Origin of the sequence: Thermosipho sp. (in: thermotogales), assembly GCF_020054775.1 — a bacterium.
GTDB classification, from domain to species: Bacteria; Thermotogota; Thermotogae; order Thermotogales; family Fervidobacteriaceae; genus Thermosipho; species Thermosipho africanus.
In genome coordinates, this window is the sequence record NZ_JAIHAP010000027.1 from 1 (window position 1) to 24,201 (window position 24,201).

Consider the following 24,201-nt stretch of genomic DNA (forward strand, 5'->3'; position numbering starts at 1 on the left):
AGGTTAAAAAACATGGCTCCGGTGGAATACCGAAACCATGTTGTTTGAAAAGTGTATAGTTATTTTTTTATCCGTTTCACTTTCGGGGGTAAGTCCATTAAGTGGGCGTTTTTAATTATCTTCTTTCTTTTTTTCCTCTTTTTTTATCAAGTCTTCTTCTGTATTCAGAAAGCTTTCTATCACTATCTTTCATAAACTTTGCAAGCTTTTTTTCAAAATCATTGTTTACTTTCTTTTCTTCGCTTTTTCCTTCACTGCTGTTAGCTGAAGTATCTTTTAGAGTTAATTCCCATTTCCCATCTCTAGTTTTTCCTACAATTTTACCTTCGATTTCTTGCCCTAGTGATAAGTGATCACTCACTGACTTAACATATGTAGGTGCAATCTTTGAGATATGTACAAACGCCTTTTCTCCATCCTCTAGTTCAATGTTAGCTCCAAACTTTAGTATCTCCACTACTTTTCCCTTTACTACTTGCCCAACTTCCATACACGCAAAACCTCCCTATGGTTTAAAAAAATAATTTGGGAGCTAATGCTCCCCGCATTATAGCCACATTAATCTAAATTATATTTTTTCTTGAATTTTTCAATTCTTCCTTCTGTATCAACTATCATTCCTGCTGCGCCTGCACCTTTGTAGAATGGATGACAACTTGAACACACGTCAATTCTCACATTTTCTTTTGCACTGTAAAATTTGTGTTCTGCTCCACAAGCACATTTTACTGTTATCAATTTCATCTCTGGGTGAATTCCCTTTTTCAATTTACTCACCTCTCCTAATTATTTTATCATTTTTATCATTAGTATTATACCACATAAATCGTTTATGTAAAGTTTACGTATTATCTTTAAGTAAAATTTTTATTAACATATTCTCCACTGATTTTAACAATCCTTTTCTTGGTAACGAATCAACACTTGCAATCATATCTGTAGCAGCTTTTGGGTCTACTTCCTCATTAATTATTTTTTTCTTCTTACCTTCAACTATCAAACTTTCAATCTTTCCCAAAAAACTTTCGTATTTTTCCCTAGCATTTTTCCAATTTTCTTGATCTATAACCTTTGTCTTCTCACAACGCAAAAGATCAGAAATTGCCTTCTTACTTGTCAAAAAATCAATATACCTTTTCAAGAAATTTTTTATCCTTGCAACATAAGAAGAATCACTCTCGTCGACTCCAAATAATTCGTTTTCCAACTCTTCAATAGATTTAATCCATACCTCTTCAAAAAGTGCTTCTTTACTTGGGAAATAATAATAAATTAAAGATTTTCGCACACCTGCAATCTGTGCGATTTCATCAATGCTTACAGCATCATATCCTTTTTCCGAAAATGCTTTTTTAGCAGCCTCTAAAATCAATATCTTCGTGTTTTTCCTTGCCATTAATACACCTCTTAAAGCGGGGGGAAATAACCCCCCGCGTTAATTATAATTCTAACTTTTTATCAACTTTGAGTGCTTCTTCTCTATTTGCGTATCTCTTCATTCTTGTCTCATAGTTGTAAATTCCTCTATTTACAGGGTATCTTTCGACATAACCATGTTCGTACCACAGTTTATCTGCATATTGTTTCCATTCTTCAGCAAGTTTATCTATCTCAGGTGCTAATTCCGTAATTACTTTTTCTGATCCTTCATGTTGTGGAATTGCATCAAAATGTTTTACCATTGCTCTAAACACTTTTGGATTATCAATAATAGGACATGGTCTGAAAAGATTATTTGAGAATGGAATCATTCTCTTATATGCTTCAAAGAATGGAGATTTAAATATTTCAAGCAATGTTTTTTCTCTTATACTATCTTTTGCAAATTGTTGGAAAACACATGGTTCAACATAACCCTTTGCATTTACGTGGAAATATTTTGAACCAGCTGATAAACATCCGTGTGTTAAGAAACCATGGTTCCAAAAATCTGCAACAAACGCAAACCTTCCACTTAATCTTACTTCATCTGTTTTAAAGAACCTTTCGTATCTCTGCTTTGGAGTAGGCACAAGATCCATTGATGGATTCATTCCCACTGGCATGAATTGGAATACCCAAGTATATGCTACACCATTTTCAGCAAGAAAATCCCAAAATTCATCTTTCATTATAACATCATGGTTCTTTCTAGTAGCAGTAACACTTGCTCCAAATGGTACACCATATCTTCTTAGTCTTTCCCATGTATTTTGAATAGCATTGAATACACCTTTACCTCTTCTCCAATCTGTTTCTTCCTCAAATCCTTCAACTGAAATTGCTATAGTAGCATTCCCAAGTTCTGACAATTTTTTAGCTTTTTCTTCATTAATCAAAATTCCATTGGAGTAAATCATAAAGTAGTGTTGATCAAATTCTTCTAAAATTTCAAGAAGATGTGGCCAATAGAAAGGTTCTCCACCAGTAATAATCCAGAAGAAAATTCCAAGCTCTTCACCTTGTTTTAAAATGCTTCTTACTTCTTCTTTTGAAAGTTCATACTTTCTTCCATAAAGCCCTGCATAACATCCAATACAATTCAAATTACATGCATATGTAGGACTTATAACTCCAAATTTTGGAAGAACAACTTTCTCCTTTTCCATATTTTTTTGTCTCAAAGGTTCACCAATTGCCCATTCGTTAATAATAAGGTTGTTGATAATCTTTTCAGTACACTTTGGGCTTGACTTTTGGAAAATCTCTATCCACTTTTTGATCATAGGATGTTCTTCTTGAGCCATTAAACCTAATTTCTTCAAACCACTTTTTGCAGGTTCTTTACTCAAAGCTCCAACTGTAAACAATAACTTTGCAAAAGATTGAGTATCTGCTTTTCTCACAAATGAGTTAATCATCTTCCCCGCTTGCCTATAAATCATACCTTTTATTCCGCCTACAGCCATCCTAACACCTCCAATTTTTATTGACCGTTCAGTCAAATTTTACACCTATTTCCTTAATTTTTTGTTTCTTTAAAGTAACAATTTAATTTTGTGTTATTCTTTTCTAAAAAAATGACTATAATTATAGTCAAGGAGGGATTGTATTTGAATTTAAAAAACAAAAATATTTACTATAGCATTGCTGAAGCAAAAGCAAAATTTTCAAAAGTAATAGATGAATCTCGTGAAAATAATGTAATTATAACTAAAAATGGAAAACCTGTTTCTGTAATCATAGACTTTGATAAATTTGAAAAAATAGTAAGTTTTTTAGAAAATGTATGGGAATTATACTTACTTGAAATAGGTGATCCCTCAAAATTTAAAGATTTAAATATAAATGATCTTTTTTCTGATAATGATTAGGAGGTGTAAAAGATGGCAAAGGTTGAGTTAGAACACGTATGGAAAATCTATGATGGAAAGGTAGAAGCTGTAAAGGATGCAACATTCACAATAGAAGACAAGGAATTTGTAGTGCTTCTAGGTCCATCTGGTTGTGGAAAAACTACCACTTTGAGAATGATTGCAGGGCTTGAAGAAATTACAAAAGGTACATTAAAAATTGATGGTAAAGTTATGAACGATGTTGAACCAAAAGATAGAGATATTGCTATGGTTTTCCAAAATTATGCACTTTACCCACACATGACAGTATATGACAATATGGCATTTGGTTTAAAGCTAAGAAAAGTTCCTAAGGATGAAATTGATAGAAGAGTAAAAGAAGCTGCAAAAATTTTGGGAATTGAAGAATATCTTGATAGGAAACCAAGGCAACTTTCTGGTGGTCAAAGACAAAGAGTTGCTGTTGGTAGGGCTATAGTAAGAAATCCAAAAGTTTTCTTATTTGACGAACCTCTATCTAACCTTGATGCAAAATTGAGAACTCAAATGAGATCTGAATTAAAGAAGCTTCACCATAGACTCGAAGCAACTATTGTTTACGTTACTCATGACCAAATTGAAGCTATGACAATGGCTGACAAAATTATAGTTATGAAAGATGGTGTAATTCAACAAATAGGCTCACCACACGAAATTTACAACAAGCCAGCAAACACATTTGTTGCTGGATTTATTGGTAGCCCTGCTATGAATTTTGTTAATGCAAAAATTATTAGAGAAAATGGTTTATGGATTAAATCGAGTGGATTAAAACTCAAAGTACCATCTCAATTCGAAGAAACTCTTGAAAAATATATCGATAAAGACATTATCTTTGGAATTAGACCTGAAAATATTTATGACAAGATGTTTGCTATGCTGCCAAAAGAAGGAGAAAATACTGCCAGAGCTAAAGTTGACGTAGTTGAACCACTTGGTAGCGAAACTATATTACACCTTGTAGCAGGCGAAGATAAGTTGGTTGCAGTTGTTGATCCAAAAACCGAGGCAAAAGAAGAACAAGAAATTGATTTGGTATTCGATATGAATACAATGCATGTATTTGATAAAGAAACAGGTAAAGCGATATTATAATGGCTAATCAAACAACAAAATCCCCGGTGTTAAAACCGGGGATTTTGTTATTTAAATCTTTCATAAATTAAATCTATATTTCTCAGATAATACTCAGGATTAAATATTTCATCAATTTCTTCCTGAGAAAATTTAAAATAGTTTTTTACTTCATCTTTAAATGAACTTTTATTCTCCCAACATTTTAATGCTATTTTTTGTACTTCTTTATATGCTTCTTCTCTTGTATAACCCTTTTCTACTAATTTCAAAAGGACTCTCTGTGAATAGACTAAGCCTTTTGTCTTATCAATATTTTTAACTACATTGTCTTCAAAAATTGTTAAGTTTTCAATTAGATAAGTCGCCTTTTTTATCATATAAAATAAGGTCATTGTAATATCGGGAAACATGTATCTTTCAACAGATGAGTGAGAAATATCTCTCTCATGCCATAGGACAATATTTTCCAACGCACTATTTACATAACTCCTAATCACTCTTGACATCCCCGTAAGCCTTTCACAGAGTATTGGGTTCTTCTTATGCGGCATAGCTGATGAACCTCTCTGACCTTTTTTGAAGGGTTCTTGTACCTCCAATGTTTCTGTCTTTTGAAGATGTCTAATTTCCACCGCTATTCTTTCTATAGCACTTGCAATTAATGCAAATACATTTATTAAATTTGCATGAATATCTCTTGGAATTACTTGAGTTGCAACTTTAACAGGCTTTAGAGAAAGATAAGAAAGCGCAAGTTTTTCAACTTCGGGATCAATATTTGCATAATTTCCTACAGCACCTGATAACTTACCTACTGAAATTTCATCTATAGCATTTTTAAGTCTTTCTATATTTCTTTCAATCTCTGCTGCCCAGGAGAGATATTTCAAACCAAAAGAAGTTGGTTCAGCATGAACTCCATGGGTTCTTCCTATTGTTGGCAACTTTTTATATTCAAAAGCTTTCTTTAATAAAACTTCATGCAGATTTTCAAGTTCATCGTATATATACCTTGTAGCCCTTAAAAGTGCTAAACTATTTGCAGTATCAACTACATCTGACGATGTAAGTCCAAAATGAAAATACCTTGATTCATCGCCCATTTTTGATGTTGCAACTTTAATAAAAGCTATTACATCATGATCAACTACCTTTTCAGTTTCAAGTATTTCTTCTACATTCAGATATGAATTTTTTTTGGCTCTTTCATATGTGCCCTTTGGCGCTACTTTAAGCTCCTCGTATGCTCTAATAACAGCAAGTTCAACCTCGAGCCATCTTTTGTACTGACTTTCCAACGTCCAATGACTTTTAAGTGGCTCTAGCGCGTATCTTTCAACCATTTTTTCACCCCCACACAGCATTTTACACCTAAAGTATACCATTCAAATTCAAAAAAAATGAAAAATGGAAGTTAATCTTTACAAAAATTATTGTTTAGTATATAATATATATGTACAATTATACATATATGCAATAAATTATAATTCAAGGAGGAATCTTTATGGATGAATCTATATACCAACTTTCTGAATTTTTTAAAATTTTATCTGACCAAACAAGATTAAAAATCTTGATTGCGCTTTCAAAAAAAGAATGTAGTGTTTCAGAACTTCAAGAGTTTTTGAACACTACACAATCTACGGTTTCTCATCAATTACGTATTTTAAGGCAAACCAACCTAGTAAAATATTCAAAAGTTGGAAGGAGAGTATACTACAAACTTTATGATGAACATGTAAAAACAATCATCAATTTTGCACTTGAACATCTTGAAGAATTTAGAGGAGGTAGCAAGAATGCATAGTCATGACCATCATGGAAATTCAGACATTGTTGGAGTAAAATTACTGTTTTCAGTTTTTTTTAATCTTGCAATTACACTATCGGAAATAATAGGAGGAATAATCTCAGGAAGTCTTGCTCTAGTCTCAGATGCTTTACATAACTTAAGTGATACAGGTGCACTTTTAACAAGTTACTTTGCAAGAAAAATTTCTAAAAAACCAAGAGATTTAAAATTCACATATGGTTATAAACGTGCCGAAACAATTGCTGCAATAATTAATACCACAGTACTTCTTGCCATTTCTTTTTCATTAATTGTTGAAGGTATCAGAAAAATCATTCAACCTAATGAAATTAATACAGACATAATGCTTATTATTGCATATATTGGACTTGCCGGAAATTTACTTACTGCAATTTTACTCTTTTCACATAGTAAAGAAAACCTAAATCTAAAATCTTCTTTTCTCCATATTTTAAGCGATCTATTATCTTCAATTGCCATAATAATAACTGGTCATATAATGCAATTTTATAATTTGTATATCTTAGATCCTATAATAACTTTCTTAATCTCTGCCTATATAATTATAGAATCAATTCATATTTTAAAAGATGCTATAACAATAACTATGCAGGCTGTACCAGATGGTGTTAATTTTGAAATTATTAAAGATAAAATTGAATCCTTACCATTTGTCAAAGATATGCATCATACTCATATATGGTCTCTTGACGGCAATAATCTTTTTATTGAATCTCACATAAAAGTTATAGGAAAAGACTATGATAACTACTTAAAAGAAATTAAAGCTATTCTAAATAAAAATGGTATTTCACATTCTACTATACAAATAGAATCTGAATATTGCGATGATTTTTGTATTGAAGAAAAAGATTAACTATGTTAAAATATCAAGTAGAATCTGGGCGTAGTTCAGTTGGCTAGAACGCCAGAATCGGGATCTGGAGGTCGTGGGTTCAAGTCCCACCGCCCAGACCACCTCTAGCTCCTACGGGTTATTTATAAACCCTTTATTTATTGTCTTTTTAGAAGGTTATGATTTTGTCTATATAGGAAAACTCTAAAAGCCCTCCGTTTTGGAGGGCTTTTGTTATACTTAACTACTGTATTTTCTGCCATTTTTACCATTTTGCTCTCCCAAAATTGTTAATTATAACATTTTAACTCTATTATTTCTTTGGTTTATATTCCACTATTATTCGATGTATAATTATCTTATTGATGTTTTTCTTATCATTAGAACCAGGTGTAAAAACAAAACGGTTATATTCTAAAAACACATAATTTTCTCTATCTAATCCTATATTAGCAACCAAAGCTGTTATATCATTAATTTCGTTGTTACTAAGAAACAACAATTCTAAATAAATCAAATTAATTCAATTAGAGAATTGACTTTATCTGAAGTTCAGACGTTAACTAAAAATGCATTAAACGATTTAAATGATCCGGAATCAGCAAGAAAACTATTACTAAATCTTATCGAACAAATAACTGTTGATTTTGAAAATACAAAGATACTAATTATTACTAAATTTGGAGAATATACTCTTACTTATCTTAAATAAAATATACTAGGCGTAATTTTTGACATTTTAGCACCTAAAAAACAACATTTTAAACTATGAAATATTGAATCTTTATGTACCTAACTAAATCAAAGATAAGGTCCCCGCAAAGGGGACCCTATTTATTTTTTACAGCGGCATCAATATGTTTGACGACTATGTAATTATTAATCTTTCTTTAACTGCTGCTATTCGAACTCTGTTAAGACTACTCGCTTGTTTTCGTAAATAATCTGTCTCACTTCCTCGGCATATTCGCTTCCACCAATTTGTTCAAGATATTTCAACATTCTTTCATAACTAAATGGTTGATTTCTTTCTTTCCAACCTAGTAGAAAATATTTCAAAACATCATCCATTGAATACTTACCATTCGTAATCTCCCTAAGTTTCTTATCCATATAATAAACAATTACAGCTCCTTTACCGTTAGGAAGATAACCATCATGCTTGTTAGGATTAAAATAAACTATTGTTGCATCCTTTCTAGTACCATAAATAGACTTGTAATATTGATACCATCCTTTCATGTATTGATTAGGTTTTGTCAAATCTAGTTCAGTAAGAATTTTGTTACAATAAAATTCATTGAATCCTTCAGCCCAGAGGCCTTGATGCTCATTTGGTTTTAATTCCAATTTTATGCCACAAGCCCAGCCGTTCCATCTGTGATAAATCTGATGAACAATCATTTCACCAAAACCCCATACACTTGAAAATCCTTGAGCATCTGTATATTCACCAACATATATACGATTATAGTCATCAACAAACATCACTACATAATCACTATAATTGCAGTTTCTAAAATCCGCATCCGAACCCCACGCTTCAACCAATTTCTGATAAGCATTGAACGTGTACTCTTCCCAAGGTGATACAATCGTTTTTTCCTTGATTACCAATATATTGTGTTAGCTACTTTTTGAGTATACTCATAAAAATAGCTTGGATCATACGCGTAAAAATGACTAGCCGCTATAGAAGCTCTTAGTTCTCCTTCATCATTTTTAGGAAGTTTGCTTTTAGATACATAAAGAACACCAAGCTTTGAACTCTTCCACCATGTATTTAAATTCCATACAACGGGTTTAATAGCCGAAAGTCCATAATCTTCAATTGATCAGATATCTCTGGAAATAACATGAACTGTTCGTGACTAGCCATAAAATATCTGTCACTAAGATATCCTTCTACATCATGTCCAGATTCAGAAATTTTTGATTTATCAACTATGTATTCAATTCTGAAATAACCTTTACCTTTGCTTGGTTTAATAAAAATTTTATATTCGCTTGAATTAACCTCAGAACTTGGTTTGCCATATGTTTTATAAAAAGTCACTTTAGGTACTTTGGCAAAAGTCATACCTATATCTGGACTATGATGGCAAGTATATCTATTAAACACTATATTTGAAGCATTGTTGAATTGCCCAAAGATAGTCACCTTAACATGACTAGTATCAACATCAGTTAGATCTATGAAGTTGAAAAATCTGTAACCTTCAAGAAACCCAATACTACCAAAAGTTTTGAAAGGAATTTCAAGAATAGTGTTTTCATCTTTCTTAAACCTAAGAAGATATTCTTTGCTGGGGCTTAGTCCAGAAAACCTTAATACTGCATGTCCTTCAGTAAGGGAAAAACTATCAGAAAGTACTGGTGTAAGAGACTCATCGATTAGCTCGTAATAGAGTTGACTTGATATGGGATTTGCAGATATTTCAAATACAAAAGTTTTATCTGTAAGTTCTAATAATGAAACATTAATGGTATCAATGTCTTCTTGCAGTGTACAATTACTAGAACCCAGCAGAATAAAAAGAAAGGCTAGAAATAATAAGAATGAAGTATTCTTTACAACTTTCCGTTCGAAAAAATTTCTCATTTCAAATACCCCCTTCCCCCTTGGTACTTCTAATAAAAGAAAAAAGTATTAAAAGTAATATTAATTTACCGGTGAACAACTTTACTTTTGTTTTTCGTTAAGCACTGAATACTATTTTTCCAATTTAATTAATTCATTTAATATGACTTTTGATTGTCAAAATTATAACATAATTATAACTATATTAAAACTTTAAAATAAAAAACAATTAAGCGAAGATAAGAATTAACATCTCCTGGAAGATTGCTAAAATCTTTTTAGACAAATCAGACAAAAGAATGGTAGATAAAAGTCTTCGTTTTTGACTATTCATAATATAGTTTAAATTTTAATCTTGTTGTATGTAAATTGTCAATGAAAACACAATGATAATGTTTAAAACAAATTCTATACAACATACTCTAACCTTATAAATAAAGTGTTTCTACACTTCAAGGTTTTTGCCATGTCATTGTGCCAATATCAACTTTAGTTCCCACTTTATTTTTACAACTCTGTATTTATATGCTTTTTGGAATTTAACTGAAAAATAAGTCCCTTTTTAAATAGTCTCTTGTTTTACATATTTTGTTTGAATGTTTAACATGCTTAGTTATTGGTTAACACAAACTATTAAGAAAAAAATCTTTTCTTCATTATCTGCATTTTTTTGGCTTATTTAAAACTTTCTATTTACTGTTTCAAGATTCGGATTTTAAATACGACTTTATATATCTCCTAACTATTTCTAGATCTCTACTACAATTCCATTAAAGTATAAACTGCTTTCTTTATTTAAAGTTTATCTTCATTATCAACAGAGATTCTTCTATAAGAGATATAGAATACCCTTTTTACTCTTATATACTTAAGATTTATTGAAAGTGTTCCGTTATCATTTATAGTATATGTCCCTTCTATTAAATCTTGCCGATTTGATTAGAGTAGCCTACTAATTATACTGTACTGTGGTTCCTATAATAAGGATAAGTAAACATTTAAAGATACAACAACAAAAAACTTAGGTGTAAATTCTCAGTATGTCGGTGTAAACATCCAATTGAGTTTATTTTCTTGGTTCACCTTTCTTTTAATTTCAATATTACCATATGTTAGATAATTCTTTCCCACAATCGTTCTCTACATTCAGTGACACCCAAGAAAGAAACAATAGTTTTCTTAGAAAGTTTTTACACCATGTAAAGCTTAATGATTTCTTGCTTTATATTCATATGATAGATTGTTTTTGCCTTTTTTTAATCAAAGAAAAACACCCCCTTGTTGGTTTTATTGTACCACTTTGGGGGTGTTTTTTCATTTCTTTTTTTATCTTCTCTCATTTAATGAGTTTGGCGCTAAACTCGAAGATTTAGTCATTTTTCGATATACCTTTCAATATAACTAACAACCTAAACTAATTATCCTAATGCCCTTGGATCAAATGCATCTCTTAATCCATCACCGACAAAGTTAAATGCTAAAACGGTAACGAATATAAATATACCTGGTATCAAAAGCCATGGCGCATTTTGCAATACATAAATATCTTGTGCTCTTGCCATCATTAATCCCCATGATGCAGACGGTTCTCTAATTCCTAAACCTAAGAATGAAAGACCTGCTTCACCCAATATATATCCAGGAATAGACAATGTTGCAGCAACTATCATGTATGTCATTGTATTTGGAATAACATGTTTCCAAAGTATTTTACTATCTGGATATCCTAATGCGTATGCTGCTTCAACAAATTCATTTCTCTTAATCGACAACACCATACCTCTTATAATCCTTGCACGTCCAGCCCATCCAATAAAGGAGAGGATAAATACTAACATAATATACACTTGTGATGATGGAATATCTAATGGTAACAATGACCTCAAAAGTATCAAGAGATAAAATCCTGGAATTGACATAATAATTTCTGTAAATCTCATCAACAACTCATCTGCTACTCCACCGTAATAACCAGCAATTCCTCCAAAGAACAGTGATAGTGTTAATGTTATTGCAAGTCCTATAAATCCTATTGACAATGAAATTCTTGATGCAAATATTAATCTTGACCAAACATCTCTTCCAAACTCATCAGAACCCATTATGTATAATCTCACAAATGGATTGTTGTCATAATTATCTACACCATATAAATGGTATTTTAATGGAATAATCCAGAATACATAACCTACTCTTCCATAATCTTTTTTCTTTGGTCCCCAACTTTCAACAAACCACTTTATTGGATAGTATTTATAATCAAAATCTTTTATTAACAAATCTTTTCCAAACAAAATTGTCTTCTTTCCATTTTCATCAGTGTATTTTATGTAATTAATTGAGTATTTTAAACCAACCTTTTCAATTTCATTTTCGCTTGTTACTCCAAGTTTAAAACCGTATTTTCCAAAAATAACATTTTTTGCAGTTGCAGTATTATTTTCTATAAACGCTTCTCCTTTTGTTAAAACACTATCATTTACTCCTGCTACAAAATATTTTGTGTTCTCACTTGATGATGATACTTTTTTCCATTCATTATTAACCATCACATACTCTTCTTTTTTTAGTGTAAATTCCAAATCACTTACATTAATAACTTTTCCTGGAAAGTCAGTTCTTGCAAAATATTTTGCATCATTCATTACTAATGTTATTAGTTCACCTTTGTATTCAACTGTAACCCTACTTGGAAAATATAATTGCCTAGTTTTTCTTGTATAGTCTAATTTATCTACATAACTTGCGTAGGGTAAAACATAAGAGCCAATTTTTTTCTCAAAATCACCGACCTTGTATATCTTATCTACTTTTGTAGGAGGTGCATATGAATGTTTAAGACTTTGCTCAAATGGATTATATGGTGCTAAAAAATCAGCAGCAAACATCATAATATAAAGCACGATTAGCACCCATAACCCTACCATGGCGAGTTTATTTTTCTTAAAAGCTCTCCACATCAATTGACCACGTGTAAGATATACTTCTTCAAAATCTATATTTTCATTACTATTATTTTTTTTCTTAACTTGTTCTTTTTTAGCCATCAACTACTACCTCCTATTCCAACCTAATTCTTGGATCAACTGCTGCAAGCAAAATATCACCAACTAAATTACCTGCAATCAACATGATAACACTTATAATTGTACTAGCCATAACCACATATATATCTTGTTGTACTAATGCTTGATAAACAAGTCTTCCAAGTCCTGGCCAAGAAAAGATCGTTTCGGTAATAACAGCTCCACCCAACAAGCTTGACAAACTAAAACCAAACATTGTAATCAATGGATTTATAGCATTTCTCATTGCATGCTTAAATATAACTACTCTTTCAGGCATACCTTTTGCTCTTGCAAATTCAACATAGTCTTCATTCAACACGTCCAATAAGCTTCCTCTCATGTACCTCATCAATCCTGCAAAACCACCAAATGTCAAAGTAAATGCGGGAAGTTGCATGTGCCAGAATATATCTTTAAAACCTTGCCAAACAGTCATCTTTGAGTGATTAACATCATACATACCAGCAACTGGGAATGTACCAGTTTTTGCTGCAAAATACAATAACAATAATGCTAAAAAGAAACCAGGAATTGCTATACCAGTAAATGCAATTACAGTTAAAAATTTATCCCAAAAACTGTACTTTTTCAGAGCAGATATGACACCTAAAATAACACCAACTATCCATGAAATTACAAACGAGTAAAGTGACAATATCAAAGTTGCAAGAACCCTTTCACCAATTAGATCTACAACGGGTCTTCTATAGTAAAATGAATAACCCAAATCACCAGTTAAAACTCTTTTAATCCATTTAAAATACTGTACCATCACTGGTTGATCCAAACCGTATTGTTTTTCAAGTGCTTTAATAAATTCTTCTGAGACTGATGGATCAAGTCTGTACTGGTCTAGAAAATCTCCAGGTGCAGCTTGCATTATCAAAAACACTATTAGCGTTATTATAAAAAGCTCGGGAATCAAAATTATTAATCTACGTGCTATATACCTTAGCAATCTCCGTCACCTCACTTTTAATTTTTAAAATGGGCGCGGGGCTAACACCTCACGCGCCCACATAATTTTTTACTGTTCTTTCCACTCTTCATAAATATTCCATGTTGTTCCACCAAGTGGTCCTATCTTTACATTTCTAAGTGTTGCTTTGTAAGCATAAAGTCTTAAAGAGTTTACGGTATAAATCAATGGTAAGTGTTCAGATACTAATTGTTGGAATCTTGAGAAGTAATCTTTTACGATATTTTCATCAAGTATTCTTACATTTTCTCTAAATATCTTGTCAATTTCTACTTCCCAATCTGGTAAGTAGTAGTCGTTAGGATCTACAAAATCTGCAACTTCTGGTGAATAATTCCAGAAATGTAATGATGCATCTGTTCTCCATACGTTTGCTCCACCTTGTGGTTCATCATTACCAGTTAATCCTATAATTATTGATTCCCAATCACCTGTATTCAACATTTTTTGAACTAGTGTATTGAAATCGATTGGAGTAAATGTTACGTCCATACCAAGTTGTTTTAATGCATCTTGGATTATATTTGCTACTCCTTCTCTAACTCTGTTTCCTGAATTTGTTGTAAGTAAGAATTTAACAACATTTCCATCTTCGTCAACTAATTCTCCTTTATCATTCCAGCTAAATCCGCCCATTTCTAACATTGCCCTTGCAAGGTCCAAGTCGTATTCATACTTTACCACAACATCTTCGTTGTAATATGGTGAACTCATTGATACTGGTGACCATTGTGCAATTCCAAGTCCATTGTAAAGTGTATCAATAATAGATTCTTTATCTATTGCATATGCAACTGCTTTTCTAAAGTATTCATTTCTGAACCATTTTCTCTTAACTGGATCTGGTGCATTCCAGTTGAATGTAATAAATGTTGTTCCAAATGCTGGACCTGCTGTCGTAACTACTATGTTGAGTTCTTTTTCTTTTTCTTTTAATTCTGCAAATTCTGTTCCTCTTGGACCATAAATATCAATCTCTCCATTTTCAAATGCAAGTCTCATTGCATCTTGGTTTGAAATTATCTTATAGAGTACTTCATCAAAGTATGGAAGTTGTTGTCCGTTTGCATCTTTCTTCCAGTAATATGGGTTCTTTACAAATCTGACATATTGGTCAGGAACGTATTCTACTGGAATGTATGGACCAAGACCTACTACTTCTCCTTTATTTATTGCATCTACTGTCCAGAATTCTTCAAAGTTTCCATTCTTTACATATTCTTCTGCTAAATGTTTTGGATAAATATACATTCCACCAAGGTATCTAAATGCAAGCCTAAATGGTTCAGGATAATACATTCTAACTGTATAATCATCAATCTTTTCTGCTTTTGGTAAATATCCATTTGTACTCATTATAACATCTTTAAATGAACTTGGAATATCTGGGTTTGTATATATATCGTTCAATGTAAATACAATATCCTCTGCTGTCAATGGTTGCCCATCACTGAACTTTACTCCTTTTCTAATATGCCAAATAATTTCCATTCCACCATCTGCAGTTAGCCTTGGACCTTCCCAGCTTTCTGCAATTGCTGGATAGAATTCCATATCTACACGATGTCTTTCAATGAGAGTTCCACCATACCCCATGAACATATCAATAACATCGGTTGAACTAGTTTCCTTTGCTGTAACATCGTTTACTGTCTTTGGACCACTAAGAGTTCCTATAACAAACTGACCTCCCGGCTTTCCCTGTGCATCTGCTCCAATATATGGAAGTTGAGCAGCGTAGGCAAACACTACTGCTAATACTGCAAGTAATACCATGAGTTTTTTCATAAACTCACACCCCCTCTTTTTCTACCAGGTGACAAGAGACCTGGTGATTTTCAGAAATTTTATACATCTGTGGATATTCTTTTTCACATTTTTCCATTTTAAATGGACATCTTGGATGGAAGAAACATCCGCTTGGTCTTGCAATTGGGTTTGGAACATTTCCTGTTAAAATAATTCTCTTTCTTTGTTTTTCTACTTTTGGATCAGGAATTGGAGAAGCTGATAATAATGCCTTCGTATATGGGTGAATTGGATTTTCAAAGACTTCATCAACATCACCCATTTCAACAATTCTTCCAAGATACATAACAGCAACCTTATCACTAATAAATCTAACAAGTGATAAATCGTGTGAAATAAAAATATATGTTAAATCAAGTTCTTCTTGGAATTTTAAAAATAGATTAATAATCTGGGCTTGAACTGACACGTCAAGAGCTGATGTAGGTTCATCCAAGAAAATTATCTCAGGTCCAACAGACAAAGCCCTTGCAATTGCTATCCTCTGTTTTTGACCTCCACTGAATTGGTGAGGATATCTATCCATATGGTAAGGTTTAAGTCCAACCATCCTCAATATTTCAACTGCTTTATCATATGCCTCTTTCTTATCTTTAACAATTTTATGGAACAACAATGGCTCTGTCAATATCTGACCAATCGTCATACGTGGATTTAATGAACCAATAGGATTTTGGAAAACTATCTGCATTTTTCTTCTAAATGGTAATAACTCTTTTCTATTTAAGTTAGAAATATCTTGGCCAAATATCTCAATTTTCCCATCTGTCGGATCTATTAATCTTAACATTGTCCTTGCAGCAGTTGTCTTTCCACATCCTGACTCTCCAACTAAAGCAAATGTTTCTTTCTTTTTTACCTCAAAAGATATATCATCTACTGCTTTTACATCTCCGACATGTTTTTTAACAAGAAAACCTTTTGTAATCGGAAAGTATTTTTTTAGATTTTGTACTTTTATTATTGTTTCATTATTCATTCTTCATCGCCTCCGATTCTTTCTTGTCTAGTACTGGATTGAAGCACCTTACAAAGTGTCCTGGTTCCAACTCTACCAATTCAGGTAATTCTTTCGTACATTTATCAAGTTTTCTCGGACATCTTGGTGCAAATGGACATACGTTTGGCACATCAATCATTCTCGGAGGTTGTCCTGGAATTGCCTCAAGCTTATCTTGCTTCTTATCAAGCCTTGGTATCGCCCTAAGCAACATATGTGTATATGGATGGAGTGGGTTATAGAAAATATCTTCTGCTGTTGCAATTTCCATTTGCCTACTTCCATACATAACTATAATTCTATCCGCCATCGATGCAATTACGCCTAAATCGTGAGTTATAAACAACAAACCGGTCTTAAATTCCTTTTGCAAATCCTTCATCAATTCCAATATTTGAGCCTGGATAGTAACATCCAAAGCAGTTGTAGGTTCATCCGCAATCAAGACTTTTGGATTACAAGAAAGAGCAATTGCTATAACAGCACGCTGCCTCATACCACCGCTAAATTCAAATGGGTATGCAAACATTCTCTTTTCAGGCGCAGGAATCTGAACCTTTCTAAGCATTTCAGTACCTATTTCCCACGCTGTCTTTCTATCAACATTTTGGTGCCTTATAATAGTCTCAGTCAATTGATCACCAATTGTATAAAGAGGATTTAAGGAAGTTAGTGGGTCCTGGAAAATCATACTAATTTCTTTTCCTCTTATCTCTGCAATTTCATCTTTTGACAACTTTAACAAATCTTCCTCTTTCCCTCTACCTCTGTAAATAATCTGCCCATTAACGATCTTTCCAGGCTTGTGTATAAGCCTCATAATAGACTTTACAGTTACACTTTTTCCGGAACCTGTTTCACCAACAATTCCTACAACTTCGTTTTCATGAAGGTCAAAACTGACATCGTTTACAGCCTTTACTACCCCTTCTTCCATATAAAACCATGTGCTCAGGTTTCTAACTGATAATATGGGTTCCAAAAGATTTCACCTCTCTTAACTAGTTTTTTTCATCGGCTATTAACTCCAAAATTTCTAGAGTCGGTTCATAAGTAGCAATTAATACCCAATTATCATACCGTCTATAAATATACATTTTGTTAACAAAATATTCATTTTCAAAGCCTTGATAATTACCTTTTAAGATATTTAAAATTGTTCGGAAAACTAATTTTTCTAAATTTTCATACATTTCTGGGAGTATCATTATATTTATACCACAAGATGTTTCAAATGTAAAGTGTTTGTAAAAATACTGATTTTTAAGGTAAAAGTCGTCATTTTTACTTAAAACTTTACAATTACGGTTTTCAATTAATGATATTACCTTATTTATCAATTTTTCACTATATTTTATATTAAAATGCATTCCATTATACAAAGAAACTTCTAAGTTATCTAAATCAATAACAACATTTGCTTTTTTTATATCTACAATTTTGAATTTATATCCATTTAAGTTCAAATAATCTATTAATTTACCAACATAATAGTTATCTCCTTTTACATATATTTTTTTTGCAGAATTAAAATTAAAATACAATGCTACAATTATAAAAGCAGAAATTATAAATATAAAAAACCAGTTCCTACTTATTTTTATCACCTCAACATAATATATTTTTCACAAGTTAATAGGTTACCATATTGAAAAAATTTTTCAAGTCTTATTAAACTTTGTAATTTTGATTTTTTGACAATTATACAGAATAATGTTAAAATAATTCATGGTGCCGTGCTAAGCGGGGGGTTGGTGGTCCCCTGTACCCGAAATCCACCTAGCGGGGCTTAATTCCCTTGCCAAGGTTTGTGGGGTCTGAAAACGGTCCTCGGTAGGGCGCTGAAGGTTGAGTCCTACGCAACAACTACCTGTGAACCGGGTCAGGTCCGGAAGGAAGCAGCCCTAAGCAGGCAAGTGTGTGCCGTAGGGGTGCTCAGCCGGAGCCCGATCCGAGAATACGCTCAGGTCCCGCGTAATCGAAGCAAGGGTGCACGGCACCTTTTTATTTTGAAAATTGCACTTCATAGAGCTTGTAATAAATTCCTTTTTTGTTTAATAATTCTTTATGTGATCCTTCCTCAACAACTTCTCCTTTGTGAACTACATATATTTTATCTGCATTTACTACTGTAGCAAGCCTATGTGCTATCATTATAACCGTTTTATTTTCAGAAAGTTTTCTAACAGCCTTTTGAATCCTTTCTTCAGTTTGAACATCAATATTACTTGTAGCCTCATCAAGAATAAATATCTTTGCATCAAAAAGAACAGATCTTGCAAGTGCAATCAACTGCCTTTCTCCTGCCGATATACCTTTTCCACGTTCAATAACTTCTGTATATAAACCATTTGGCAATCTTTCAATCAAGTCCCAAACATATACTTTTTTTAATGCATCTATTACCTGATCTTCCGAAATTTCTTCATGAAAAAGTCTAACATTATCTAAAAGTGTCCCGGAAAATAAAACTACATCTTGTGGAACAGTTGATATCTGCTTTCTAAGTTCATGGATATTGTATTTTTCAAGTTCTGTACCATCTATCAAAATTTTACCCTTTTGAATTCTATACATGCCATTTACAAGATTCATTAACGATGTTTTTCCTGCGCCGGTTTCACCTACAACGGCTATTAATTGCCCTGGTTCAAACTTTAAATTAATATTTTTTAATATCCATCTATCCTCGTTATATCTAAACCATACATTTTTAAACTCTACAACACCTTTTTCAATTTCTACTTTTCCATTTTCGTCTCCAAAATGTTCTTCAGTCTCATCCATTAATGTAAATATCTTTTCCGCACTTGCCACAGTATTCTGAATTATATCGTACTTTTCAGACAAGTCCTCAAGTGGCCTCATAAACAATTCTAGATATGCAACAAAGGCATATAGATCACCAAAATTGAGAGTTTTAGAAACTATGTATTTTGCACCCATCCATATAATTGCGGCAATTGCAAGTCTGTAAAGTGTACTAACAGTCGGTCTAAAAATTGCAAAAACATACATCTGCTGTATTCTAGACTTATACAATTCTTTATTTACTTTGTCGAAATTCTTCCTTTCAAAATCTTCAGCATTAAATAATTTAACAACTGGCATACCAGCAATATGTTCTGCAAGGTACGCATTAACCTTAGAAATATTAGTTCTGACCGCTCTATATGCTTTTAAATCAAAGTACCTAAACAAAATCATTGACACTATTAAAACTGGAAATACAAATGAAATATTTGCAAACAACCTTGGGCTAACTCTTAACATCATAATAATTACGCCTGTAAGTAAAAAAACGTCATTAAAAATACTCGTTATTACAGACGTAAAAAATTCCATTATATTCTGGGTATCATTTGCAATTCTTGTAGTTATTTGACCACTTGGATGCTTATCAAAAAAAGACATTGGAAGTTTTAAAACATGGTCAAAAAGCTCTTTTCTAATATCGTATACAATTTTTCCACCAAGATACGTTGTAATATATATTGAAATATATTCAAATACAAAAATCATAGAAGTAGTTAATAAGAAATAAAGAGACATTTTAAAAATACCAGAAAACCTTTCATTTAAAGGCAATGAATCGTTAGTTATATAATTATTTACTGTATTTCTTACTATCTGAGGTGGAAGAAGAGTTACAAAAGTAAGAGAAATAACAACTAAAATTGCAAGGACGAATAATAGCGTATACGGTTTAGCATATTTTAACAATCTTTTCAAAAGCTTCATCAAATCTCCCCTTTTAAAAAAGTTTATCTTTCTTCAAGCAACTTCTCATCCCATATTTTTGGAATATCTTCACAAACTTTCTCTAAAAATTTTCTGTCTCTCTCATCAAAAGGAGTTATATAATGGCTGTCAATATCCAATTCGCCTATTACCTCTTTATTTTTAAATATTGGTACTACTATCTCACTTTTTACTTTAGGACTACACGATAAATAATTTGTTTCTTTAGAAACATCCTGAACTATAAATACATCCTTTAACATTGCTGCTTGTCCACAAATCCCCTCTCCAATATTTATTTTCACATGCTCGGTAGGTTCACCAACAAATTCAAACAACTCTAAAACATTGTCTTTGTTAATCATGTAAAATCCTACCCAATCATAATATGGAATTTCATCATAAAGATACTGACAAATCTTTCTCATATATTTTACAGGATCATCTTTAGATTCTTTTTCTAATTTATCAAGCAATTTATCAAATAATTCATCTTTATCATAATAAATCCCATTCATTTCTCCATTTCTAAAATGAATTATCGCCTGATAAACTGCTTCACTTAGTTTAGAAAGTTTTCCTTTCTTCCACAGCGAATATACATTGTAAAAAAGTATATAATTTCCATTAAAATCAACAACTATCCAATCAAAATCTTTTGGATACACTCCTAAAAATACTATAAAATCTTCTTTATTAAGTTCTAACTCTTTTGCATTTTTACGAATCTTTGTTGTTACATTATCCTTATTTTCTTTTGCAAATTCTCTAAAATCATTTAATAACTTATCTAATTCTCTTCTTTCAACACTATCAAAATTTATTTCTCCTAATTTTTCCTCAATTTCTTTGAAAAATTTATATTTATTTGTAGTCTTACTCCAAAATTCTCCCCAATGGGACTTGTCATATCTTAATATTTCTAAAAATTCTTCAACATGGTTTTCTACAATGTTTCTCATAGCTGTCCCTCCTCAATCTTTTTTTCTTCAAGTATTTCATACTCTACATCAGAAATAACTTTTACCTTTAAATATCTGTTTTTTAAAAAAATTTCTAATATATCACCTGATTTTATTTCACTTGAGGGTTTTAAAGCCATTTGATTTCTAAATATTCTCTTATTTTTAGCCAACTCTTGGGCTATAGTACGCCTTTTAATAATTCTAGTAGATTTTAAAAACTTATCTAATCTCAAAATATCACCCCTAAAAGATTATAACACAAATTGTTCGTATTGCTAAAAAATTTAAGCGGCCGAAAAGGCCGCTTAAATTATTGTTAAAAGTAAGTTTTAGTTGCTAGTTGATGTTGAATTTTTCATCATCTCAAGTTCATTGAAAGCTGCCTCAAAATCCATATAAGTTGGTGTTGCTTCTTTCAATTTTTCAAGATATTGTTCAGCAGTTGTTGCATCTTTCAACATTTTATTTATTTCGTATAAATCATATAAAACTTCTGCTTTCCAATCTAAAGAAATATCTGTTGCTTCAGAAAGGGTATTTAATCCTCCATATAGGTCTATAAAGTCATTTACAACGCTTTGAAGCATCCCATACTCAACATAAGGTTTTATCTTTAAATACAATTTTGTATAGTAGTTATATAATACATCCGTTCTTTTTGGATATAACGTTTTCATTTTCTTTGCAGCTATAAACGATTCTGGATAATCGTTGTAAATACTTTCCAAAACTAATTTTGATTCTTTACTTGCATCATCCAAAATTTGTTTGTATACTGCATCATTTGTTAATTCAGTAGCTGACTGCATTTTTTCAACAAGTGTAACAAATGCTGCTTTAATTTCAACAGGTGCATCCTGTTTGACAGTTATCCTTGTAGATTCATCAAGAACCATTTCATTTAACTTCTTATATACGTTTAATAAACTAGTTCCAGAATTTGTTAAAACTTGGTTCCATGTCTTGTATACAGGATCAATAATTTCTGATGAAACATTTTCATTTTTCTTAAATTCATCAATAGCTTTTCTAAATTTATCACTCTTTAATTGATTTAAAACATCTTGATATCCCTGAGAAAGGGTAAATTTTTCAAATGTATCTACAGTTTTCACATCTTTTACATTGAATACGAAAAAGTTACTGCCAAGAGGAATAGGTCCAACAATGGTATTTGTAGAACCAAAAATGCTATCTTCAAACTTTTTGTCAATTATGCCTCTTTTAAAGCCATCGTAATTTTGAACTGATAAGCTCATATTTGTTGCAGCTTGATAAAATCCAGTATTCATAGCTTCATTGATAAAGTCGTTTGCACTCGCTTGTGATGAGAAACTTACAAAATCAACATTTGCTTGATCATATTTATTCATTAAATCTTCTCTATTTTCACTATAATAATTTTTCATCTCATCATCACTTACACTAGCTATAGTATCTCTAACCTTTGCAATTGTAAGATACTTTACTACCTCTGGCTCAATTGTCTTTTTGTAATTTTCAACACTTCCATATTTTTGCTTAATATAATTTAACAATTGTTCGTTCTTTTCAATATCTGCAACCTGCTTATCAAGTTCTTGATTTATTTCATCTTTAGTAGGTGAAATTTTATTTACTTGAGCATAATATAGTATTGTCTTAGTTTCAATTAAATCATTTAGTATTGAAGTCTTTAACATTGGTTCCTCAAAAACAGGATCAACATCTGAAATTTGATAGTAACTTAAAGCCTTACTATATGAATCTTCAACTTCCCATGGGAAAATCCAATATTCTTCACTAAGTGCTGTGCCATCTTTTGTTAAATAAGCAACTGAATCCTCTAAATTATACTTTACACTGCCTTTTCTCGAAGATACATATGAAGAAATTGACCATACAACAATACCTGCGACAAATGCAATAGCAATCGTCCAAATTATAGCACCATGTGCTTTTTCAAACCATTTTCTCATTCTTGCGATCCCCCTTCTAAGTTCATTTCTTCCTCTTCAAATGAAATTGGTCTTACCAGTGGAAATGCAATTACATCTCTGATAGTAGGCGAATTAGTTAAAAGCATAACCAATCTATCAATTCCTATACCAAGACCACCAGTAGGTGGCATACCGTATTCGAGAGCTCTAACAAAATCTTTATCCATCATCTGGGCTTCCTCATCTCCAGCTTCACGAAGTTTAGCTTGCCTTAAAAATCTTTCGTATTGATCAACAGGATCATTCAATTCACTAAATGCATTTGCCATTTCTCTACCATAAATTATAAGCTCAAATCTTTCAGTAACTCTTGGATCCTCTCTATGTTTCTTTGCAAGAGGAGATATTTCCACTGGATGTTCTAACAAGAATGTTGGTTGAACAACTTTGTCCTCTACTAAATCCCAGAGTTTTTCAATTAAATGCCCCTTATCTTTTATCTCAACTTCAACATCGTGTTGCTTTAATACTTCTAACATCTTTTCTTCTGTATCTTCAAGGATATCAACACCTAAATGTTCTTTAATGAAGTCTCTCATTTTAACTCTTCTCCATGGCCTTGAAAAATCAATTTCTATATCTTGATATTTGACTTTTGTTGTTCCAAAAAGTTTTTCAACAATAAACACAAAAAGTTCTTCAGTTAAGTTCATCATATCTTCATAGTCGGCATATGCCTGATAAATTTCAATTGAAGTAAATTCAGGGTGATGCTTGTAAGAAAGACCTTCATTTCTAAAATTTTTTCCTAATTCATATACTTTTTCAAATCCACCCACTATGAATCTCTTCAAATAAAGTTCTGTAGCAATTCTCATGTACATATCAATATCAAACACATTCAAGTGTGTTATAAATGGCCTTGCTGATGCCCCGCCTGTAACATATTCTAATATTGGTGTTTCAACCTCAATGAATCCTTTTGAATTCAAAAATTCTCTAATAAGCTTTATTATCTCAAATCTTATTCTAAATCTATTTAGTGTTTCATCGTTAGCAATCATATCAACATATCTTTG

General features: G+C 31.8%; 24 protein-coding genes, 1 tRNA gene and 1 other RNA gene. 7 read left to right on the forward strand and 19 right to left on the reverse strand.

Annotated elements, in window-relative coordinates:
* Positions 1-115: 115 nt before the first annotated feature.
* The 4 genes from JG780_RS06020 to JG780_RS06035 all read right to left on the reverse strand — a co-directional run bounded on the left by JG780_RS06020 (position 116) and on the right by JG780_RS06035 (position 2,888).
* A complete protein-coding gene (locus JG780_RS06020; RefSeq protein ID WP_004102227.1) occupies positions 116-490 on the reverse strand; it encodes a S1 RNA-binding domain-containing protein in 375 nt (124 codons plus the stop codon).
* 68 nt (positions 491-558) lie between these two features.
* Positions 559-768, reverse strand: coding sequence for a 50S ribosomal protein L31 (gene rpmE / locus JG780_RS06025; RefSeq protein ID WP_004102224.1), 210 nt, complete (start codon positions 766-768; stop codon positions 559-561).
* A gap of 73 nt (positions 769-841) precedes the next feature.
* Positions 842-1,396 (reverse strand): TetR/AcrR family transcriptional regulator, encoded by a 555-nt coding sequence (locus JG780_RS06030; RefSeq protein ID WP_287569542.1) that lies wholly within the window; start codon positions 1,394-1,396, stop codon positions 842-844.
* 43 nt (positions 1,397-1,439) lie between these two features.
* Positions 1,440-2,888 (reverse strand): radical SAM/SPASM domain-containing protein, encoded by a 1,449-nt coding sequence (locus JG780_RS06035; RefSeq protein WP_287569543.1) that lies wholly within the window; start codon positions 2,886-2,888, stop codon positions 1,440-1,442.
* A 144-nt stretch (positions 2,889-3,032) separates the two neighbouring features.
* Here JG780_RS06035 and JG780_RS06040 point away from each other — a divergent pair, with 144 nt between their 5' ends.
* Together JG780_RS06040 and JG780_RS06045 are read left to right on the forward strand one after the other, a co-directional pair.
* Positions 3,033-3,293, forward strand: coding sequence for a type II toxin-antitoxin system Phd/YefM family antitoxin (locus JG780_RS06040; protein WP_004102218.1), 261 nt, complete (start codon positions 3,033-3,035; stop codon positions 3,291-3,293).
* 12 nt (positions 3,294-3,305) lie between these two features.
* On the forward strand, positions 3,306-4,409 hold the full coding sequence (locus tag JG780_RS06045) for an ABC transporter ATP-binding protein (protein ID WP_004102216.1): 1,104 nt from the start codon (positions 3,306-3,308) through the stop codon (positions 4,407-4,409).
* A gap of 47 nt (positions 4,410-4,456) precedes the next feature.
* On the opposite strand, the gene purB is transcribed toward JG780_RS06045, so the two are convergent.
* Positions 4,457-5,734, reverse strand: a complete 1,278-nt coding sequence (purB, locus tag JG780_RS06050) for an adenylosuccinate lyase (RefSeq protein WP_287569564.1) — start codon at positions 5,732-5,734, stop codon at positions 4,457-4,459.
* 161 nt (positions 5,735-5,895) lie between these two features.
* On the opposite strand from purB, the gene JG780_RS06055 reads away from it, so the two are divergent.
* From JG780_RS06055 to JG780_RS06065, 3 genes are all read left to right on the forward strand, one after another.
* Complete coding sequence (locus tag JG780_RS06055; protein ID WP_004102213.1) at positions 5,896-6,198, forward strand: ArsR/SmtB family transcription factor; 303 nt, start codon at positions 5,896-5,898, stop codon at positions 6,196-6,198.
* Positions 6,191-7,081 (forward strand): cation diffusion facilitator family transporter, encoded by an 891-nt coding sequence (locus tag JG780_RS06060; protein ID WP_287569567.1) that lies wholly within the window; start codon positions 6,191-6,193, stop codon positions 7,079-7,081. Before JG780_RS06055 ends, JG780_RS06060 begins: the two co-directional genes overlap by 8 nt.
* 24 nt (positions 7,082-7,105) lie before the next feature.
* A tRNA-Pro gene (locus JG780_RS06065) sits at positions 7,106-7,182 on the forward strand.
* Between the two features lie 191 nt (positions 7,183-7,373).
* Here JG780_RS06065 and JG780_RS06070 read toward each other — a convergent pair.
* Complete coding sequence (locus tag JG780_RS06070; RefSeq protein ID WP_287569568.1) at positions 7,374-7,577, reverse strand: hypothetical protein; 204 nt, start codon at positions 7,575-7,577, stop codon at positions 7,374-7,376.
* Between the two features lie 18 nt (positions 7,578-7,595).
* Here JG780_RS06070 and JG780_RS06075 point away from each other — a divergent pair, with 18 nt between their 5' ends.
* The gene (locus JG780_RS06075) at positions 7,596-7,772 is read left to right on the forward strand and encodes a hypothetical protein (RefSeq protein WP_287569570.1); all 177 of its coding nucleotides are present in this window, start codon (positions 7,596-7,598) and stop codon (positions 7,770-7,772) included.
* 188 nt (positions 7,773-7,960) lie between these two features.
* On the opposite strand, the gene JG780_RS06080 is transcribed toward JG780_RS06075, so the two are convergent.
* The 8 genes from JG780_RS06080 to JG780_RS06115 all read right to left on the reverse strand — a co-directional run bounded on the left by JG780_RS06080 (position 7,961) and on the right by JG780_RS06115 (position 18,104).
* A complete protein-coding gene (locus JG780_RS06080; protein ID WP_287569571.1) occupies positions 7,961-8,677 on the reverse strand; it encodes a M61 metallopeptidase family protein in 717 nt (238 codons plus the stop codon).
* A gap of 166 nt (positions 8,678-8,843) precedes the next feature.
* Positions 8,844-9,662 carry a hypothetical protein gene (locus JG780_RS06085; RefSeq protein ID WP_287569573.1) on the reverse strand — a complete coding sequence of 273 codons (819 nt, stop codon included), beginning with the start codon at positions 9,660-9,662 and terminating at the stop codon, positions 8,844-8,846.
* Between the two features lie 1,397 nt (positions 9,663-11,059).
* Positions 11,060-12,688: an ABC transporter permease gene (locus tag JG780_RS06090; RefSeq protein WP_287569575.1), complete on the reverse strand. Its 1,629-nt coding sequence runs from the start codon at positions 12,686-12,688 to the stop codon at positions 11,060-11,062.
* A 13-nt stretch (positions 12,689-12,701) separates the two neighbouring features.
* Complete coding sequence (locus JG780_RS06095) at positions 12,702-13,667, reverse strand: ABC transporter permease (protein WP_287569577.1); 966 nt, start codon at positions 13,665-13,667, stop codon at positions 12,702-12,704.
* Positions 13,668-13,736: 69 nt separating this feature from the next.
* Complete coding sequence (locus JG780_RS06100) at positions 13,737-15,476, reverse strand: ABC transporter substrate-binding protein (RefSeq protein ID WP_287569579.1); 1,740 nt, start codon at positions 15,474-15,476, stop codon at positions 13,737-13,739.
* Positions 15,477-15,480: 4 nt separating this feature from the next.
* Positions 15,481-16,476, reverse strand: coding sequence for an ABC transporter ATP-binding protein (locus JG780_RS06105; RefSeq protein WP_004102060.1), 996 nt, complete (start codon positions 16,474-16,476; stop codon positions 15,481-15,483).
* Entirely contained in the window at positions 16,469-17,479 is a 1,011-nt protein-coding gene (locus JG780_RS06110; RefSeq protein WP_004102059.1) for an ABC transporter ATP-binding protein, read from the reverse strand. Before JG780_RS06110 ends, JG780_RS06105 begins: the two co-directional genes overlap by 8 nt.
* A gap of 19 nt (positions 17,480-17,498) precedes the next feature.
* Entirely contained in the window at positions 17,499-18,104 is a 606-nt protein-coding gene (locus tag JG780_RS06115) for a hypothetical protein (protein ID WP_114702592.1), read from the reverse strand.
* 127 nt (positions 18,105-18,231) lie between these two features.
* Here JG780_RS06115 and ffs point away from each other — a divergent pair.
* Positions 18,232-18,494: signal recognition particle sRNA large type (gene ffs / locus JG780_RS06120), an RNA gene on the forward strand.
* Positions 18,495-18,501: 7 nt separating this feature from the next.
* Here the strand turns inward: ffs and JG780_RS06125 are convergent.
* From JG780_RS06125 to lysS, 5 genes are all read right to left on the reverse strand, one after another.
* Entirely contained in the window at positions 18,502-20,238 is a 1,737-nt protein-coding gene (locus JG780_RS06125) for an ABC transporter ATP-binding protein (RefSeq protein WP_114702593.1), read from the reverse strand.
* Positions 20,239-20,261: 23 nt separating this feature from the next.
* Positions 20,262-21,200, reverse strand: a complete 939-nt coding sequence (locus JG780_RS06130) for a GAF domain-containing protein (protein WP_004102056.1) — start codon at positions 21,198-21,200, stop codon at positions 20,262-20,264.
* Positions 21,197-21,436: a S4 domain-containing protein gene (locus JG780_RS06135; RefSeq protein WP_287569583.1), complete on the reverse strand. Its 240-nt coding sequence runs from the start codon at positions 21,434-21,436 to the stop codon at positions 21,197-21,199. Before JG780_RS06135 ends, JG780_RS06130 begins: the two co-directional genes overlap by 4 nt.
* Before the next feature lie 96 nt (positions 21,437-21,532).
* Complete coding sequence (locus JG780_RS06140) at positions 21,533-23,161, reverse strand: peptidyl-prolyl cis-trans isomerase (RefSeq protein WP_287569585.1); 1,629 nt, start codon at positions 23,159-23,161, stop codon at positions 21,533-21,535.
* The coding region (gene lysS, locus JG780_RS06145) for a lysine--tRNA ligase (RefSeq protein ID WP_287569587.1) at positions 23,158-24,201 on the reverse strand (1,044 nt) is incomplete at its 5' end. The genes JG780_RS06140 and lysS, both read right to left, overlap by 4 nt.